At 47.7% G+C, this 16988-nt stretch carries 15 protein-coding genes and 1 pseudogene; 9 read left to right on the top strand and 7 right to left on the bottom strand.

Going from position 1 to position 16988, the window contains the following annotated elements; all coding sequences use genetic code 11:
* Positions 1-115: 115 nt before the first annotated feature.
* The 3 genes from EKN16_RS20090 to EKN16_RS20080 form a co-directional block, all read right to left on the bottom strand.
* On the bottom strand, positions 116-574 hold the full coding sequence (locus EKN16_RS20090) for a hypothetical protein (protein WP_125661269.1): 459 nt from the start codon (positions 572-574) through the stop codon (positions 116-118).
* Positions 537-1310, bottom strand: a complete 774-nt coding sequence (locus tag EKN16_RS20085; protein WP_125661266.1) for an S-layer homology domain-containing protein — start codon at positions 1308-1310, stop codon at positions 537-539. Before EKN16_RS20085 ends, EKN16_RS20090 begins: the two co-directional genes overlap by 38 nt.
* A gap of 391 nt (positions 1311-1701) precedes the next feature.
* Positions 1702-2490 (bottom strand): helix-turn-helix transcriptional regulator, encoded by a 789-nt coding sequence (locus EKN16_RS20080; RefSeq protein ID WP_125661263.1) that lies wholly within the window; start codon positions 2488-2490, stop codon positions 1702-1704.
* Between the two features lie 120 nt (positions 2491-2610).
* Here EKN16_RS20080 and pyk point away from each other — a divergent pair.
* Positions 2611-3627, top strand: a pseudogene (gene pyk, locus EKN16_RS20075) (pyruvate kinase); the annotation flags it as partial.
* A 112-nt stretch (positions 3628-3739) separates the two neighbouring features.
* Positions 3740-5728, top strand: coding sequence for an ABC-F family ATP-binding cassette domain-containing protein (locus tag EKN16_RS20070; RefSeq protein WP_125661258.1), 1989 nt, complete (start codon positions 3740-3742; stop codon positions 5726-5728).
* Positions 5729-6005: 277 nt separating this feature from the next.
* On the opposite strand, the gene EKN16_RS20065 is transcribed toward EKN16_RS20070, so the two are convergent.
* The gene (locus tag EKN16_RS20065) at positions 6006-7409 is read right to left on the bottom strand and encodes an MATE family efflux transporter (protein WP_375782034.1); all 1404 of its coding nucleotides are present in this window, start codon (positions 7407-7409) and stop codon (positions 6006-6008) included.
* A gap of 158 nt (positions 7410-7567) precedes the next feature.
* Between EKN16_RS20065 and EKN16_RS33795 the strand changes: the two genes are divergently transcribed.
* Together EKN16_RS33795 and EKN16_RS33790 are read left to right on the top strand one after the other, a co-directional pair.
* A complete protein-coding gene (locus EKN16_RS33795; RefSeq protein WP_375782035.1) occupies positions 7568-7789 on the top strand; it encodes a hypothetical protein in 222 nt (73 codons plus the stop codon).
* A gap of 211 nt (positions 7790-8000) precedes the next feature.
* A complete protein-coding gene (locus tag EKN16_RS33790; RefSeq protein WP_408636407.1) occupies positions 8001-8135 on the top strand; it encodes an AraC family transcriptional regulator in 135 nt (44 codons plus the stop codon).
* Positions 8136-8227: 92 nt separating this feature from the next.
* Here the strand turns inward: EKN16_RS33790 and EKN16_RS20055 are convergent, their stop codons facing one another.
* Together EKN16_RS20055 and trxB are read right to left on the bottom strand one after the other, a co-directional pair.
* Positions 8228-8665 carry a Dps family protein gene (locus EKN16_RS20055; RefSeq protein WP_125661255.1) on the bottom strand — a complete coding sequence of 146 codons (438 nt, stop codon included), beginning with the start codon at positions 8663-8665 and terminating at the stop codon, positions 8228-8230.
* A gap of 28 nt (positions 8666-8693) precedes the next feature.
* Positions 8694-9659, bottom strand: coding sequence for a thioredoxin-disulfide reductase (trxB, locus tag EKN16_RS20050; RefSeq protein WP_125661252.1), 966 nt, complete (start codon positions 9657-9659; stop codon positions 8694-8696).
* Positions 9660-9930: 271 nt separating this feature from the next.
* Between trxB and galU the strand changes: the two genes are divergently transcribed.
* Together galU and EKN16_RS20040 are read left to right on the top strand one after the other, a co-directional pair.
* Complete coding sequence (gene galU / locus EKN16_RS20045) at positions 9931-10818, top strand: UTP--glucose-1-phosphate uridylyltransferase GalU (protein WP_125661248.1); 888 nt, start codon at positions 9931-9933, stop codon at positions 10816-10818.
* Positions 10819-10939: 121 nt separating this feature from the next.
* Positions 10940-11830 carry a DUF8832 domain-containing protein gene (locus EKN16_RS20040; RefSeq protein ID WP_232015870.1) on the top strand — a complete coding sequence of 297 codons (891 nt, stop codon included), beginning with the start codon at positions 10940-10942 and terminating at the stop codon, positions 11828-11830.
* A gap of 86 nt (positions 11831-11916) precedes the next feature.
* Here EKN16_RS20040 and EKN16_RS20035 read toward each other — a convergent pair whose 3' ends face one another.
* Positions 11917-12366 (bottom strand): DUF6220 domain-containing protein, encoded by a 450-nt coding sequence (locus EKN16_RS20035; RefSeq protein WP_125661245.1) that lies wholly within the window; start codon positions 12364-12366, stop codon positions 11917-11919.
* A gap of 578 nt (positions 12367-12944) precedes the next feature.
* Here EKN16_RS20035 and EKN16_RS20030 point away from each other — a divergent pair.
* The 3 genes from EKN16_RS20030 to EKN16_RS20020 all read left to right on the top strand — a co-directional run bounded on the left by EKN16_RS20030 (position 12945) and on the right by EKN16_RS20020 (position 16910).
* Positions 12945-14066, top strand: a complete 1122-nt coding sequence (locus EKN16_RS20030; RefSeq protein WP_125661242.1) for a GntR family transcriptional regulator — start codon at positions 12945-12947, stop codon at positions 14064-14066.
* Between the two features lie 134 nt (positions 14067-14200).
* Entirely contained in the window at positions 14201-14896 is a 696-nt protein-coding gene (gene araD / locus EKN16_RS20025) for an L-ribulose-5-phosphate 4-epimerase (RefSeq protein ID WP_125661239.1), read from the top strand.
* A gap of 340 nt (positions 14897-15236) precedes the next feature.
* Positions 15237-16910, top strand: coding sequence for a ribulokinase (locus tag EKN16_RS20020; protein WP_125661236.1), 1674 nt, complete (start codon positions 15237-15239; stop codon positions 16908-16910).
* Positions 16911-16988: the final 78 nt, after the last annotated feature.

Below are 16988 nucleotides of genomic sequence, written 5' to 3'. Positions count from 1 at the left end.
ATGCTGCTTAGGACTTCTTTCTTGTGCCCATAGAGATAAGCAGGATAAGGAGTATAACTTAGTAAATATTCCGGATCTAGCACTGAGACTGCCGCCTGCATGTAATTGAAATTCGTTAATCAACGTCACCGCGTGCATACGGGAGCCAGGAAACATTGATATAGGTGACCTTTAGGGTTGTCTTATCAAACAGAAACGAAATCACAAATACTTTTTCAGGGGCTTTAATTTGGAAATATGAGGACATCGAGGTCGGTGAGCGAAAACTTCCATAGGTGGTCTTCTCATATAAATAATTCGCCATACCATCACCTTCATAACCCACGGTTCCGTATTGCTGCAGGACATCGAATAATGTACTTTTACCAAGTACGATACCCTTATTCGTTATAAATAAAGGATTTGCTTCTGCCGTATTTGAGTCGATATCCATTTTCCAGGCATCGAGTAATCCCTTTTCATTATAATGCACAGAAAACAACGGGTACATATTCATATTAAAGACATCCGTGTTATCAGATACACCAAATAAACCATCAATCGACTCTTTGGAATCGCCTAGCTTCAAGGCCATAGGGGGGGGTTATCCCTATAAGATTGAAATCGTCTTTAGTAACAGGTTCTGTACTGAATTCGGGCAGCCTTTCAGCTGTCACACTAGGTGAAACTGGAAGCAGGCTGCGATCAGATAGTGCTACAGGCCGTTCCTTTATCTCCATCATCCCCTTGAGGGTAAGCTGCCGAATCCATTGGATCGCCTCTCCACGAGTTAACTCATCATTTGCTCTAAATCCCTCCAATGTCGCCATCTTGCCATTCGTCAGTCCATTTCCGACCAGATACACAATGGCATCGCGACCTTCGTAATGAACGCCTTGCGCGGCAGTAATTATTTCGGCCGCCCTTCCGCGAGTGATTGGCGCTAACCGCAGCTCGGGCTTACTAGAACCAAGCGTGGGATGATTCCAATATTTTGCTAGTCTGTATGGACCGTCAGTCCAACTATAAGTTGCACTATTTGGCAGAGCTGCACCGAAGGCTCTGTATAAGGCTTTTAGAAATTCCGCCTCACCCACTGACTTGTTCGGTTTGAAGGTCCCGTCCGGATACCCGTCGATAATACGTTGCATGATTGCCCATTGAAACAACTGTTCCGCCCAATGCCCCTTGAGATCGGACGTTTGATTGTACAACCCTTCCCACTCTGTTTCTACAGAATTATCCTGTTTATTTGGCTGGGCAGAGACTGTTACTCCGAATAGCATCGAGACTAGAATCAGACACGCTAACGTACGTTGAATACTTCCCATGAAAAATACAAACCCTTCTCGTCAATTAGAGGTCATTCCTATGTAATAATACAGATGGAAATTTCCTCCCATATGTATTATCGGATTAAAATCTAAAATGTGTGACGATATATGACTGGCTGCGTTATTTGCTTGGTTTAGGTTTGTTTCTATGGATTAGATGGCGGAGGAGGAGGTTTGGTTCACGGAAAAATATTTATATTTTGACTCTAATTTATAATCAGCGCCTGCCATCAAGATTAGCCTAGCAAAGCGGACGGAATCGTTCTGAAGAAGCGATAGCGTTCGCCTTTGTCTCCTTATTTCTACCCCTAAGGGATAGAATCAAGAAATAGGGAGACAACAGCAATCGTAAGAACGATCCGTCAGCGCAGCGGACTTCTATGCTGCGCTACTCCCGGATCGTTCGCTCCGCACTGACCTCAGAAGGAAGCTTGCCGACAATTCGCTTGAATACACGATTGAAATAGGAAGGATCGCTGTAGCCAAGATGGTCCGATATATCCTGCACCGTCAGCTGAGAATGCTGAAGCATATAATGCGCAGTCTTCATCCGTTTGAGGTGGACATATTCGCTGATGGTCAGCCCCGTTACTTTACGAAAAAGCGCTGCTGCATAATTAGGACTGACACCGATGCACGTACCCATCTCGACTTTGGTAATCTTGCTGCGGTACTGATCCTCAATGTATCGTTTCATACGCTCGATGTGTTGAATGGAGGAAGGCGCCTTTTCCCCCTCATCTACCTCGCGGTTGATCGTTACAATGAGCTCGGTGAGCAGCGCAGCGCACATCACGGAGAAATAGCGGTCGCGCTCCGTCCACTGCTCAACGATGACGAGAAGCTTCTCGAGCAGGAGTTCGGGCATATGTGTCATCCAGCGTAAGGGCTCGGTTCGCGCTAATATAGGAAGAGATCCTGTGGTGAATGCGCCGTTTGGGCTGAAGCGGACCATCATGCTCTCGCGAATGCCGCCCGTTCCTCGAAGCTCTGCCGCGGGAATGCCTGCTGGAATAAGAAGAAGCTCATTCTTGCGGCAGATGATTGTTTTGCCCCTGAAGGTAAACACACATTGACCGAATCGAACCCAGATGAGCGAATAACAGTCTGCCCCTAATATTCGGCTTTCTTGGGTGAGGATTCCGCGTTCTAGGCGGATGTCAAAAATGTTAAACATGTCACACACACCGTTCTTATCGTACTATAGTACAATTACTGTACTATAGTACATCGCTCTTCTGCAAACCTTCTTCTAGAATAAGAAGTAGGAAGTAATCAGCGTAGGGAGTGGACGGACATGAAAAAGACTTCAATCGTTTGTACAATGGGACCGGCATGTATGTCTTTGGAAACTTTGGAAGAGATGATTCGTGCAGGAATGAATATAGCGAGATTGAATCTTGCACATGGCGTACTAGATGATCACCGCGAGCGTATCGTGAATGTTCGTCAAGTGGCAAGCAAGCTGAATGTACCGGTAGCGATCATGCTTGATATTAAAGGACCGGAGATTCGGACAGGGCTTCTTGAGGCGCCTTCTTACTTGCTTCAAAGTGGTGAATTTCTTACTTTGACGACGGAACAAATCATCGGTACAGAGAAAAGGATCTCCGTTTCTTATGACTTGGCGCAGGATGTTAGCGTGGGTTCGCGGATCATGATCGATGATGGATTGATCGAACTGCAGGTCGTTCGTATTGAGGGTTCCGATGTGGTTTGTGTCATTAAAAACGGCGGCATCATCAAATCGCGTAAAGGTGTTAATCTGCCGGGTATACAGACTAGTCTGCCAGGTGTAACGGAGAAGGATAAGCTGCATATCAAGTTTGGCGTAGAAATGGGCGTCGAGATGATCGCGATGTCATTCGTTCGTCGTGCTGAGGATGTACGTGAAGTGAGACAACTGTTAACAGAGCTAGGGGCTGGCAGCACTCAGATCATGTCGAAGATCGAGAATCAAGAAGGCTTGGACGAGCTTGAAGCCATAATTGAAGCATCTGACAGCATCATGGTTGCTCGTGGTGACTTGGGTGTTGAGATCCCTCTTGAAGACGTACCCTATGCTCAAAAGGTGATGATTGCAGCTTGTAATCAGGCTGGTAAATTCGTCGTTACTGCGACACAAATGCTGGAATCCATGCAAAGCCAGCCGCGGCCGACACGCGCTGAGACCTGCGATGTTGCTAACGCAATCTGGGACGGCTCGGACGCCGTTATGCTTTCCGGTGAGACGGCATCGGGCATTTATCCCGTTGAAGCGGTTCGCACAATGGCGGCAATTGCAGCTCGTGCAGAGCAATCCATTGAAGCTTTTAGAAAGAAAGATTTGATTGAAGCTTAGCTTATCGTTTAAAGTTAGTAGAGGTAAGAGCGCCGATCATCATCAAGGGTGTTCTGAGATTTACTAAAGTTAGGCGGGAATAGACATGCACGTATTAACGGTTGATCATATTTCAAAGAGTTACGGTGAGAAAGTATTGTTCGAGGACGTGTCGTTCGGCGTAGAGATGGGCGACAAAATCGGGATTATCGGTGTGAACGGAACCGGTAAATCGACGTTCTTGAACGTTGTTGCAGGAATAGAGCCCCCTGATTCGGGCTCTATTCTTGTTGTAGGGGGAGTGACTGTGCAGATGCTCTCGCAGAACCCGCAGTTCGATCCGGAAATGACGGTGCTTGAGCATGTATTAAGCGGAGAGTCCGCCCATATGCGCGCAGTCCGCGCCTATGCAGAGGCGCTTAAGGCGCTTGAACTGCTCCCGGATGATACCGGCATGCAGGATCAATTAGTTCGTGCTAACCAGCAGATGGATGAGCTGGAAGCATGGGGCTTAGAGAGCGAAGCGAAGACGGCTCTGATGAAGCTTGGCATTGCCAGGTTTGATGATAAGCTGGGTACCTTATCCGGCGGACAGCGCAAGCGGGTTGCGATGGCGGCAGCGCTGATTCAACCGTCCGATGTCCTGCTGCTTGATGAGCCTACCAACCATATTGATAATGAATCGGTTGCGTGGCTGGAGCAGATGCTGCAGAAGCGTAAAGGCGCATTGCTTATGATTACGCATGATCGGTATTTCCTGGATCGTGTCAGCAATCGAACGCTGGAGCTCGATCGCGGTCGTGCGCATTTCTACACGGCCAACTACAGTCAGTTTCTTGAACTGAAGCTTGACCGCGAGGAACGAGAAGCAGCTTCGGAATCCAAGCGCAAGAATCTGCTGCGCAATGAGCTGGCTTGGATGCGGCGCGGGGCCAAGGCCCGTTCAACGAAACAGCAGGCACGGATTCAACGCTTCGAAGCGCTCAAGGCAAGTGCACCTGAGAAAGCTGGGGGCAAGCTGGATGTCTCAGTAGCTTCATCCCGATTAGGCAAGAAAATCGTTGAAATAGAAGGCTTGAACAAATCCTTTGAGGGTCGGACCGTCATTCGTGACTTTAGTTATATTGCGGTTCCTGAAGATCGCGTCGGTATCGTTGGTCGCAATGGACTGGGTAAGTCAACTCTGCTTAAGCTGATTGCAGGCAAGCTCTTGCCTGATTCAGGAGAAGTATCGCTTGGCTTTACCGTAAAGCTAGGTGTGTTCTCTCAGGAGAGAGAGGAAATGGACGATAACCTTCGTGTTATCGACTATATCCGCGAGAGTGCTGAGCGTGTGACGACTGGGGATGGAACAACGATCACCGCATCGCAGATGCTTGAACGATTCCTGTTCCCGCCAACGCAGCAATGGACACCGATCGCGAAGCTATCAGGCGGCGAGAAGCGGCGTCTTCAGCTGCTGCGCGTCCTAATGGAAGCCCCCAATGTCCTGCTGCTCGATGAGCCGACGAATGATCTCGATATTACGACACTGACTGTGCTTGAGGATTACTTAGATGATTTTCCCGGCGTTGTATTCGTGGTATCCCATGATCGCTACTTCTTGGACCGGACGATGGACCGCATCCTTGCTTTTGAAGGCGATGGCGTTATTACCCAGCATGTCGGCAACTTCTCTGACTATGAAGCGTATGTCGCAGCATATGGCTTACGCTCGGCTGATAATGGCGGGACAGCCGCAGCACGTGCGAACAACACAGCTAATTCGAGCAGCGGTACAGAGCGTAAGGCAAGCACGACCGTTGATGCGCAAAATGATGCTGTAAGCTCCAGTGGGGCTGAGCCAGCCCGCTCGATGAAGATGACCTACAAGGAGCAAAAGGAATTCGATACGATTGATGAAGATATCGCTAAGGCAGAAGAGGCTTTGCAATTGCTTCATCAGCGAATGGAAGCAGCCAACAGCGATTCCATGCTGCTTCAGCAGATTATTAAAGAGCAGCAGGAACTTGAAGCGAAGCTGGAGCATTACATGGATCGTTGGGCATTCTTGAATGAGCTTGCCGAGCAAATCGCAGCGAGTAAGAAGAAGTAAGAGAAGTAATCGCTAACAAGGAAAGGCCAATCTTTGTATGGCGGCCTATATAAATGGAATGGCTATCGCTGCGCGAGCAGATCATTCCTCCGATCGCTGTTGCAGCCAGATTCTTTGATTGTATGAAACATAAATAGGTAAGAATCCGGCTGCAAAGGCGAACACTTCGTTTCTCCAGAACGATTCTGCTCGCTCCGCTGCTTCAGATTAACTAGTCATAACAAAAAGAGGAACTCGCTCAATCAAGGGCGAGTTTCTCTTTTTGTTGTTCCGTAACTTATGCCTCCAAACGAACCCCTCGCACAGCGTGAACTTGTTGCCCCGAAAGCGAATCACCCTGCGAAGCTTCTATCTTTCGCAAAACCTTCCGGTCCCGCCACCTAATGAAAACGAGGAAGCCCCGTACATACTCATCTGCGATCATACAGCAGTAAATCCCGATCAGTCCCCAGCCAAGGTGGATACCGAACAAATACGAGCAGCCTGTCGCAACGATTCCCATGGATGCTATCGAGATTACCATCATATAGCGAGTATCTCCGACGGCATTCAGCGCATTACCCAAAGCCATATTGATCATTTTGCCAGGCTGGAGGAGGAAGTTCAATGCGAGCAGGGAGATTCCCATTGCGATAATTTCTTTATCATCGGTAAACAAGCCAAGAAGTCGCTTACCCAGCAGGTAAAGAAGCAAGGCATTGAAGGAAACGACGATAAGTCCAACATAAAGCGCCTTGTATGCACTTTTATAAGCTTCTTTCGTTCGCTTGGCACCATAAAGATGGGCAATTTGAATTTGAGCAGCCAGCGCAAAAGCATAGCCAAGCATGAAGCAGAACGATTCCAGCGTATTCATATACGTTCGTGCAGCAAGCTCCTTCGTTCCAAGCGTGGCCAGAAACGTATAGATAACGAGCTGAGAGAATACCCAGCAGGACATATTGACGCCAAGCGGCCAGCCAATACGCAGCACCTCTTTGAACAGCTTGCTGTCTTTGAGCCGAATATCTGCCAATCCAACCTTGCGTTCAAAGGAATGGATGAACATATAGAACAACAGAAGGACCGCAAGAAGACGACTGACCAAGGTGGAGATTGATACCCCGGTGAGCCCCCATTGCGGAAAGCCAAATGCACCGAAAATAAAACCGTAGTTGAGCAGCACGTGAATGATATTAATCCCAACGGCTGTGTACATGGGACCTCTCGTATTCCCCGTATTACGAATAACGGTACTAAGCGCTGCCATAAGCGCAGAGAGGACCATGCCGCCACCGGCGATTGATATATACGTATCGGAGAGAGGCAGTAGATGCTCCGGCAGGTTAAGCAATCTTGCAATGAAATGAGGCTGAAGATAAAGCACGATACTAATCAACAGGCCGATCATCCCGCTGGCTTTAACGGCTATAACAGCTATTGTTCGAGCGTCCTCGGTGCGTTTGGAGCCGAGCTTTTGCGCAATAAGAATGCCGGCACCACCAGCGATAGTTATAAATAAGGTTGTTAAAGCATTGAACAGCTGATTAGAGAAACCAACGACGGCTACGGCATCATCAGATATACGGCTAACCATGAGCGTGTCGACAGTGCCAAGCAGAGTCTGAAGGAAGACTTCAATAAAGATGGGCCATGCGAGCAGCCATAACGAAAACTTATCAAGATTGGAACGGTTCTTCACGATTATCGGTTACCTCCTGCCAAATGTGGCGGCTCCAGTTCATGTGACCCTGGAATATGTAGTCTGTTCAAATTATAGATGGTATACTGGTTTTCATCTATTAGAATTTGAACGGATTCTTTCAATTTTCCAACCATAACTCTTGAAGGGGCATCGCTATGTATTTGCTGCAATTTACAGTACCCCCTCTGCCGTACTATATCTCGAGCGGCTTTACGAATAATGCAGTTGGTACAAGACATGTCAGTCGTCATCATATACAAGTATTCGATCTGCTTGTTGTTCAAGAGGGCTGCTTGTTTTTGGGGGAAGAGAATAGAGAGTATGAGGTGCCTGGAGGCTGCGCATTAATTTTAAAACCAGACAGTGGCTTCCAGTGAGGTAGACAGCTCGACGCCTAGCTCGGCATGTGCCAATCAAGCAGCAGCGTACTTAAGGAAGCATTTTCAGGGAGAGATTACAGCGCGAGCACTTAGCGAAAGTATGAACTTTCATCCTGTTTACATCGCACGATGTATGCAAAAGGAATATGGCTGCTCACCCATGCAATATTTGCTTCATTACAGATTGGAGTAGGCCAAGCTAAGTCTACTGCAAACGGATCGTCCAATAGCAAGGATTGCGGAAGAGGTCGGCTTTAATCAAGCCGCCTATTTCACATCCTGCTTTTCCAAATATGAAGGCCTATCCCCTCGGGAGTATCGCCAGCTTTTTTCACATGGTTAATGATTTAGATGCTAAAAGAGGTCATTCTCAGCCCGATACGGCTAAGAATGACCTCTTTGATGTACAAATAGGAAAGCTTAATGGGGTTTAACTTAACGGCCATTAAACGCTTTAAGCATCCAGATATGTTTCTCAAGCGATTTGTGAATGGCAAGCAGCATGTCACCAGTCGTTTCATCGCCTTTTTTCTGCGCTTCGTCCATACCTTCTTTGAGCTCGCTAGCCACAGTGGTGAAGTCTGCAATAAGAGTATCCACCATTTGTTCAGGTGTTTCCTTACCTGTTGCTTCCTTAACGCTGGAGAGCTCCAGATGTTCGCTCAATGAAGCGACAGGTTTCCCTTCCAACGCAAGCAAGCGCTCAGCCAAATCATCCAGATGAAGGGTTGATTCTTCATACAGCTCTTGGAATTTCACATGCAGGGTGAAAAATTGATTACCCTTCACATACCAGTGAAAGTTGTGAAGCTTCATATAGAGAACGCTCCAAGTGGAAATTTGTTTGTTTAGAATCGAATGTAATTTTGTCATAACGACACGCTCCCTCTGTAATGGTTTGTTAGTTAATGCGACCGCTAACGGCTTCATTTGCAGCTGGCTCCATACCTAAAGCTCCCAGATCATGCTCACAATCTAATGCCGCCATACAGCCGCTGCCTGCAGCCGTAATCGCTTGTCGATAATGACGATCCTGAACATCTCCACAGGCATATACACCAGGCAAATTGGTTTGAGAAGTGCCGGGATCCACAACAATATACCCTTGCTCATCTGTCGTAATTTGTCCGCCTAGGAATGTCGTGTTCGGCGTATGACCGATTGCAACGAATATACCGTCAGCTTCTAGCAATACTTCTTCGCCTGTTAGATTATCGCGTACTCGGAGTCCAGACAGGCCTTGTTCCGTAGCTGCTACTTCGAGTGGTGTAACATTGAGGCGCCATTTGATTTTTTCATTGGCCCTAGCCCGATCCTGCATGATTTTTGATGCGCGTAATTCATCTCTACGGTGTACAAGAGTTACTTCTGACGCGAATCTTGTAAGGAAGACAGCTTCCTCCATCGCGGAATCGCCGCCACCGACAACAATGATTTTTTTACCGCGGAAAAAGAATCCGTCACATGTTGCGCATGTGCTGACCCCTCGTCCAACATTCTCACGTTCGCCAGGGATACCCATATATCTTGCCGAAGCGCCCGTCGAAATAATCATGGCTTGCGCGATTATTTCGCTCCCGGTTTCCATTGTAAGCTTAAACGGGCGTTCCGAAAGATCAGTGGACTGAACCCAACCCGTTTGGAATCTAGCGCCGAAGCGTTGGGCTTGCTTGCGCATATTGGACATGAGCTCAGAGCCCAGAATACCATCTGGGAATCCCGGGTAATTCTCCACCTCAGTTGTCGTGGTCAGCTGTCCGCCTGGCTGTGCTCCTTCTAATACAAGAGGACTATAACCAGCACGTGCGAGATAAATGGCCGCCGTTAACCCGGCTGGACCTGTTCCTACTATGACGATTTGTTCCATGTCATCATCTCTCCTTTTCTTAACCGCAAATAGAAAGGGTTGAAACCAGATAATAATAAATTCTATATTATAATCATTATAAATAAGCTTATGGGGAGATGTCAATACAATAGTTCTCTCCAAATGGTTGGAGGGAGCTCATGCGTTTTATTTTATCTCCTGTCCAATCGAAAGTTGTGAATTTTTTTGATTTCTCCAATATAAAAACAACATAGAACGTTTAGAACAATACGGTTATGATGAAAATAATAAATATTAGGGGGATCTACATATGACTGGAAAAGTTGTTCGTAAAGCGATCATTCCAGCTGGCGGTTTGGGCACGCGCTTCTTGCCTGCCACCAAAGCCCAGCCTAAAGAGATGCTGCCGCTGATTGATAAGCCTGCCATTCAGTACATCGTCGAGGAAGCTGTGGCATCTGGGATTGAGAGTATTATGATTGTTACAGGGCGTAACAAACGAGCGATCGAGGATCATTTTGATAAATCGGTTGAGCTAGAGTATGAGCTTGAATCCCATGGAAAGTCGGAAATGCTGGAGCTTGTGCAAAAGATTTCGCATATGGCGGATATCTGCTATATCCGGCAGCGTGAGCCGCTGGGGCTAGGGCATGCTGTACTGAGTGCGCGTAGTTTTGTGGAAAATGAGCCATTTGCCGTGCTGCTTGGCGATGATATTTTGCTATCGGAACCGCCTTGTCTGAAACAAATGATCGATCTCTATGAAGCGAAACGATCTTCCGTTGTTGCTGTGATGGAGGTTCCGTGGGACCAGACCCATAAGTATGGGATCGTCGCTTTGGAGAAAGGCGACATGACGGGGCGAGTGAGCAGTCTAATTGAGAAACCGGCACCTGGCGAAGCGCCCTCCAATCTGGCTGTGGTTGGCCGATATTTGCTGGAGCCATCGATTTTCGACTATTTGGAGAAAGCAACGCCTGGGAAAGGCGGGGAGATTCAACTTACGGATAGCCTGCAGCGGTTAAACATCCAATCTCCGCTTCAAGCCTTCCAATTTCAAGGACGAAGGTACGATGTAGGGGATAAGCTGGGCTTTGTGCAGGCAACCATAGATTTGGCATTGGAACGAGAAGACTTGGGACGCGATGTGCGAGAATACCTGCTCAAGCGGCTCGGAATAGCAGACGGCCGAGGGTAACGGAGCTTATGAATAGCTGTCCCTCGGCTGGTGAAGCGAGGGGCGGAAGATTGCGATAATGAATAGAGGTATGAAGGTTTTGAAGCCGTTTCTGCTAGCGGGGACTATAATCCTCCTCATCATGGGTAACTCCAATTGCAGTTTGGTTGGGGCGAAGGATGGCAGCGAGAAGAAGACGGACATAGCGATGGGTCATATGAGCTTGAACGAAGATGAGTCAGTTGTAAATCCAGATACGCAGCATAATGCGCATCCCAATCATGGGCATATGGATATGGACATGGAGATGGAGCTTGCTCCTGTCCAAAGTGAGGGCATTCAAGTGAAGTGGTCATGGGCTTCGGGTATGCCAAAAGCAGGCGAAACCGCCAAGCTGCGGATGACGATTATGGACGCTGAGGGTATGCCTATTCCAGTGAAGCAGCTCGAAATCAGCCACGAGAAAAAGCTTCATCTCATCCTAGTAAGCCGAGGGCTGTCTCAATTTATGCACGTCCATCCGGTGGAGACGGGTGAGCCTGGTGTTTTTGAAGTGCCGGTGACTTTTCCTGCTGCTGGTGACTATAAGCTGATTGCTGATTTCAGGCCTGTTGGCGGTAATCCCTTGTGGCGAAGCGAATGGGTTGAGGTACAGGGGGAGGCAATGCATGAGCCGGTACTATTGACGGACAAACAGCTGGAGCGGAGTACAGGCGGCATGAATGTTAGCCTTACTTTTGCGCATCCGCCGCAGGCTGGCCAAGAGGACGAAATGACCTTCACCTTTGAGGAAAAAGCAAGCGGGGCTGCAGTCACTGACCTTGAGCCCTACTTAGGGGCGGTCGGTCATGTCGTTATTGTGGACAGTGAAGTAGAGAACTACCTGCATGTCCATCCGCTGGATGAACATGCAGCAGGTCCCAAAGCTACCTTTGCAACCGTGTTTCCCACAAGCGGTCAATACAAAATATGGGGGCAATTTCAACGTGATGGGCATGTCATTGTTGTTCCATTCGTTGTGAATGTAAAGTAAAAGATAGATTGGAACCAAATGATCCGCATGTCCTGGTGAGCTTGTACCAGGGGCATGCGGATCATTTGTTATCTTCTTCGATTCAGTTAAGTACGGTGATGGTGCAATCCGTGTCTCCAAACAACGAAAGACTTTTTAACCATAACGATTGAAAGCCAGAATAGGACGATGGCAAAGACGGGATGCATGGCTGCGAGCATAGGGATTGTATCCACCAAGTTAACCGTAATATATTGTAAACCAATGAATCCCACAAGGGTTAGACTCAGCCAACGAACGGCACCGCCAATCTTGGCAACGAATGATAAAACGAAAATACCTACAGGCAGCATTTCGAAAAAATGAACAAATGTAGTGTGATCCTTCCAATGTGTTGCGTTCACTAAGGAAGCCATTCCAGCTAGAAATACCTCGATAAGCACACTAATAAGAAACAATGAAGCGAGCAAAAGAATAATAAGGCGGATGTAGCCAGCTCCGGCTGGCTTGGTTACGGGTTGCGATTCTATTGCTTCATTTGATTCCTTCGCGGACATGGTGAACACCCCTTTACTTTCGATCTCATTCCTATGTTATCTTCCCATTAGGTTGCTGTCAAAAGGGATCTGCGCACCTTGGCGGACAGTATGTACGTACAAGTTGAGGGCGTGATATACTAGAGGCATACAAGTTGTAGGGCAGATCGGGCAAAGCCACGCAAAAACTTAGATTATGCTTACGAGGTAGTTTTTGCTTGAATATGCCGATTATCCATCGGCAAATCGGGCAAAGCCACGCAAAAACTTAGTTTATGCTTACGAGGTAGTTTTTGCTTGATTATGCCGATTATCCATCGGCAAATCGGGCAAAGCCACTCAAAAACTTAGATTATGCTTACGAAGTAGTTTTTGCTTGAATATGCCGATTATTAATCGGCAGATCGGGCAAAGCCACGCAAAAACTTAGATTATGCTTACGAAGTAGTTTTTGCTTGAACTGCCGATTATCCATCGGCAAATCGGGCAAAGCCACGCAAAAACCTAGATTATGCTTACGAGGTAGTTTTTGCTTGAATATGCCGATTATCCATCGGCAAATCGGGCAAAGCCACGCAAAAACTTTTAGGAGGTTTCAAGTGAAGGAACAGGTTCCGCCCAAATATATGCAGTTGAAGGAAGAGATCATATCTTGGATTGCTACGGTGCAGTTCAAGCCTCACGACAAGCTGCCGTCGGAGAATGAAATAGCAGCCCGATTCGCGATGAGCCGTCAAACGGTGCGTCAGGCACTCGGCGAACTGGAAGCTGACGGATGGCTTTATCGTGCGCAAGGAAAAGGAACGTTTGTAGCCGAAGCCTTGGAGAATGGACGGCGAACTCCCCAAGGGTTGACCATCGGACTTATGACGACACATATATCAAACTATATTTTCCCCACTATTATTCGCGGTGTTGAATCGGCGCTTCGGAGTCAGGGTGCCAGATTGCTGCTTGCAAGCACGGATAATGCAAAGGCGAAGGAACGTGAAAGCTTAGAGTCCATGCTACTGCAGCAGCTGAATGGACTGATTATAGAACCTACCAAGAGTGCGGAAGGGAATCCGAACCTGGATCTATTCCTTGCTTTGGAAGCGAGAAAAATTCCTTATGTCATGCTGAATGAGCGATATAGTGATTTGGATGCGCCCTGCTTGAAGGTTGATGATGAGCTTGGCGGTTTCCGTGCAGCTGAGCATTTGGCTAAGCTCGGACATAAACGAATTGCGGGTTTCTTTAAAACGGATGATTTTCAGGGCGTGTACCGAATGCGAGGCTTTTTGAAAAGTCTACGGGAGAGACAGCTTCCGTTAGTTCCTGAATATTTAGTCCGTTACTCGACCGAGGAGAAAGAAACGAAGCCGGCCGAAGTACTCGCTGCCCTCCTTAATCGGGAACCGCACGAAAGGCCTACCGCTATTGTTTGTTACAACGATGAGCTGGCAGTTAGGCTGCTGGATGTGATCAGGCCATGTGGACTGCGTGTGCCTAATGATCTGTCTATTATTGGGTTCGATAATTCGTCCCTTGCAACTGCTACAGAGGTGAAGCTGACCACACTGGAACATCCAAAGATAAAGATGGGCGAGGATGCAGTTGCTCTGCTTAATCACTTGCTAGAGCATAAGGATATGCACGAGCCAATGTCTGATATTATCTACGAGCCTAAGCTTATTTTGCGGGAATCCTCAGGTGCTGCTCCGCACGAGGGCGCAAATTAAAGACGTGACACACTTGTACGTACAAGTTATAATGAAAACTAGAATATCATTTATATATCCGGTTTGACACACAGATTTTTTATTTCACCTATGCAGAAAGACAGTTTGTGTCGGATAAGGTAGGAGGGTTTTTGATGCTGGAATCTTTAAAGCAGGCGGTCTATGAGGCGAATATGGATTTGCCCAAATACGGTCTTGTTACGTTCACATGGGGCAATGTGAGTGGAATAGATCGTGAGCGTGGTCTGGTTGCTATTAAACCGAGCGGTGTTCCTTATGAGGAGCTTCGGCCAGAACAAATCGTGCTTGTTGATTTAGAAGGCCATGTTGTCGAGGGGGATCTGCGGCCTTCTTCGGATACCCCGACACATGCTGCTTTGTACCGCGCATTTAAAGATATCGGCGGTATTGTTCATACCCACTCACCTTGGGCAACAAGCTGGGCCCAAGCTGGACGCGCTGTGCCAGCTTTGGGAACGACGCATGGGGATTACTTTTATGGTGAAATACCTTGCACGCGGCCTATGATGGAGAGCGAAATCAAAGGTGCGTATGAGTTGGAAACAGGCAATGTCATTATTGAAACGTTTGTGCAGGGTGGTTTTGACCCGAATCAGGTGCCAGCGGCATTGGTTTACAGCCACGCTCCTTTCTGTTGGGGCAAAGATCCGCATAATGCGGTTCACAACGCGGTGGTCGTTGAGGAAGTTTCGAAGATGGCACTTCATACTTATGCACTTAATCCGAATGCGCAGCCTATGGATCAGCATCTCCTTGATCGCCACTATCTCCGCAAGCATGGGCAGAATGCCTATTATGGTCAAAAGTAGGCTTAACACTAAAATAAGTGCTTAAATTCGAAGCATTGTGCGTAGAAGCCCGCTGCGCGGACGGATCATTCTTACGATCGCTGTTGTCTCCTTATTTCTTGATTCTATCCCTAGGGGTAGAAATAAGGAGACAAAGGCGAACGCTATCGCTTCTCAGAACGTTTCCGTCCGCTTCGCTTTTATTTCGTGTTGGCAAGCACTGATTATGGTTTAGAGCCCAAGAGTAAAGGCAGAACGTAAGGTGAAACTTTTAGCTTATGCTTACGAAGTGTTTTACTTCGTAAAACTTAGCTTATGCTTACGAAGTGTTTTACTTCGTAAAACTTTAGGAGGAACGAGAATGAGCAAATATGCGATTGGTGTGGACTATGGTACGGAATCCGGGCGTGCCGTACTTGTTCGTCTTGCAGACGGAGCAGAGATTGCGGAGCATGTAACCCCTTATCGGCATGGGGTTATCGATGAGAAATTGCCAGAAACCGGATTGAAGCTAGAGCATGATTGGGCGTTGCAGCATCCGGCTGACTATATCGAAGTGTTGGAGCAATCCGTCCCTGCTGTTATGAAAGAATCGGGTATTGATCCGAATGAAGTCATTGGACTTGGCATCGATTTTACAGCTTGCACCATGCTGCCCATTGATAAGTCTGGACAGCCGCTTTGCTTTAATCCTTCCTTTATAGAGAATCCGCATAGCTGGGTAAAGCTATGGAAGCATCATGCCGCACAGGATGAAGCTAATCTCGTTAATGATATCGCGGCTCAACGTGGCGAAGCCTTCCTTCCCCGTTATGGCGGTAAAATTTCTTCGGAATGGATGCTTGCCAAAGCGTGGCAAATTTTGAACGAAGCACCAGACATTTATGAATCTGCAGACAAATTCGTCGAAGCTGCCGACTGGGTTGTGGGTCAAATGACGGGGAACATTGTACGTAATAGTTGTACGGCTGGCTATAAATCGGTTTGGCACAAGAAGGATGGCTACCCTAGCCGTGATTTCTTCAAGGCGTTAGATCCGAAGCTCGAAGAATTAGCCGAAACGAAGCTGCGTGGAGCTGTTATGCAGCTGGGTACCAAAGCGGGCGAGCTTACGGCTGATATGGCCTCGCGAATGGGGCTAGCTGCAGGTATTGCGATCGCTGTTGGCAATATAGATGCTCATGCGGCTGTTCCAGCGGTTGGTGTTGTAACACCAGGCAAGCTTGTCATGGCAATGGGAACATCGATTTGCCATTTGCTGCTTGGTGCGGAAGAGAAACAGGTTGAAGGCATGTGCGGCGTGGTTGAAGATGGCATTATTCCGGGTTATTTTGGTTATGAAGCAGGGCAATCTGCGGTTGGAGATATTTTTGCATGGTATGTGGATGAAGCGGTTCCGGCTTACGTAGTGAAGGCTGCTGAACAAGAAGGCATTCATGTCCACGAATGGCTGGAAAAGCAAGCTTCTGAGCTGAACGCAGGCGAATCAGGTGTGTTAGCACTGGACTGGTGGAATGGTAATCGTTCTGTTCTGGTCGATACGAATCTGACCGGCTTAATTATCGGAGTAACGCTGTTGACGAAGCCGCAAGAAATCTACCGCGCGCTGCTTGAAGCAACTGCATTTGGCACACGTAAAATCGTTGAAGCCTTCCATAGTAATGGCGTTGAAGTGAATGAGCTGTACGCCTGCGGCGGATTGCCACAGAAGAACCGTCTGCTGATGCAGATTTATGCGGATGTGACGAATCGGGAGATTAAAGTTGCGGCATCGAAACAAACACCTGCACTCGGTGCAGCAATGTTTGGTGCAGTAGCAGCAGGCGCTTCGAAGGGCGGCTACGACAATATTGTTGACGCAGCTGCATCCATGGCTCGAGTTCGTGAAGAATCGTTTAAACCGATTCCAGAGAACGTAGTCGTTTACGATAAGCTATACGCGGAGTATAACCTGCTGCATGATTACTTTGGCCGTGGGGCCAATGATGTGATGAAGCGCTTGAAAGCAATCAAGGAAGAAGCAAGCTCCCACTAAGGGGAAGCAAGCTAAAAAGGGTCGAGTCAAAGTGGATTTCACTTTGACTCGACCCTTTTCTCAATTGTAAAAAAGTAT

It is taken from the genome of Paenibacillus baekrokdamisoli (genome assembly GCF_003945345.1).
Taxonomy (GTDB): Bacteria; Bacillota; Bacilli; order Paenibacillales; family Paenibacillaceae; genus Paenibacillus_Z; species Paenibacillus_Z baekrokdamisoli.
The sequence above is the reverse complement of the archived record's forward strand: the minus strand, read 5'-3'. Positions and strand labels throughout refer to the sequence as shown.

Bases quoted from the DNA above. Each gene is read 5' to 3' on its own strand.
- EKN16_RS20090 (WP_125661269.1), bottom strand. From the start codon at position 574: ATGGCCTTGAAGCTAGGCGATTCCAAAGAGTCGATTGATGGTTTATTT.
- EKN16_RS20085 (WP_125661266.1), bottom strand. From the start codon at position 1,310: ATGGGAAGTATTCAACGTACGTTAGCGTGTCTGATTCTAGTCTCGATG.
- EKN16_RS20080 (WP_125661263.1), bottom strand. From the start codon at position 2,490: ATGTTTAACATTTTTGACATCCGCCTAGAACGCGGAATCCTCACCCAA.
- EKN16_RS20070 (WP_125661258.1), top strand. From the start codon at position 3,740: ATGCACGTATTAACGGTTGATCATATTTCAAAGAGTTACGGTGAGAAA.
- EKN16_RS33795 (WP_375782035.1), top strand. From the start codon at position 7,568: ATGTATTTGCTGCAATTTACAGTACCCCCTCTGCCGTACTATATCTCG.
- EKN16_RS20055 (WP_125661255.1), bottom strand. From the start codon at position 8,665: ATGACAAAATTACATTCGATTCTAAACAAACAAATTTCCACTTGGAGC.
- trxB (WP_125661252.1), bottom strand. From the start codon at position 9,659: ATGGAACAAATCGTCATAGTAGGAACAGGTCCAGCCGGGTTAACGGCG.
- galU (WP_125661248.1), top strand. From the start codon at position 9,931: ATGACTGGAAAAGTTGTTCGTAAAGCGATCATTCCAGCTGGCGGTTTG.
- EKN16_RS20040 (WP_232015870.1), top strand. From the start codon at position 10,940: ATGGGTAACTCCAATTGCAGTTTGGTTGGGGCGAAGGATGGCAGCGAG.
- EKN16_RS20035 (WP_125661245.1), bottom strand. From the start codon at position 12,366: ATGTCCGCGAAGGAATCAAATGAAGCAATAGAATCGCAACCCGTAACC.
- araD (WP_125661239.1), top strand. From the start codon at position 14,201: ATGCTGGAATCTTTAAAGCAGGCGGTCTATGAGGCGAATATGGATTTG.
- EKN16_RS20020 (WP_125661236.1), top strand. From the start codon at position 15,237: ATGAGCAAATATGCGATTGGTGTGGACTATGGTACGGAATCCGGGCGT.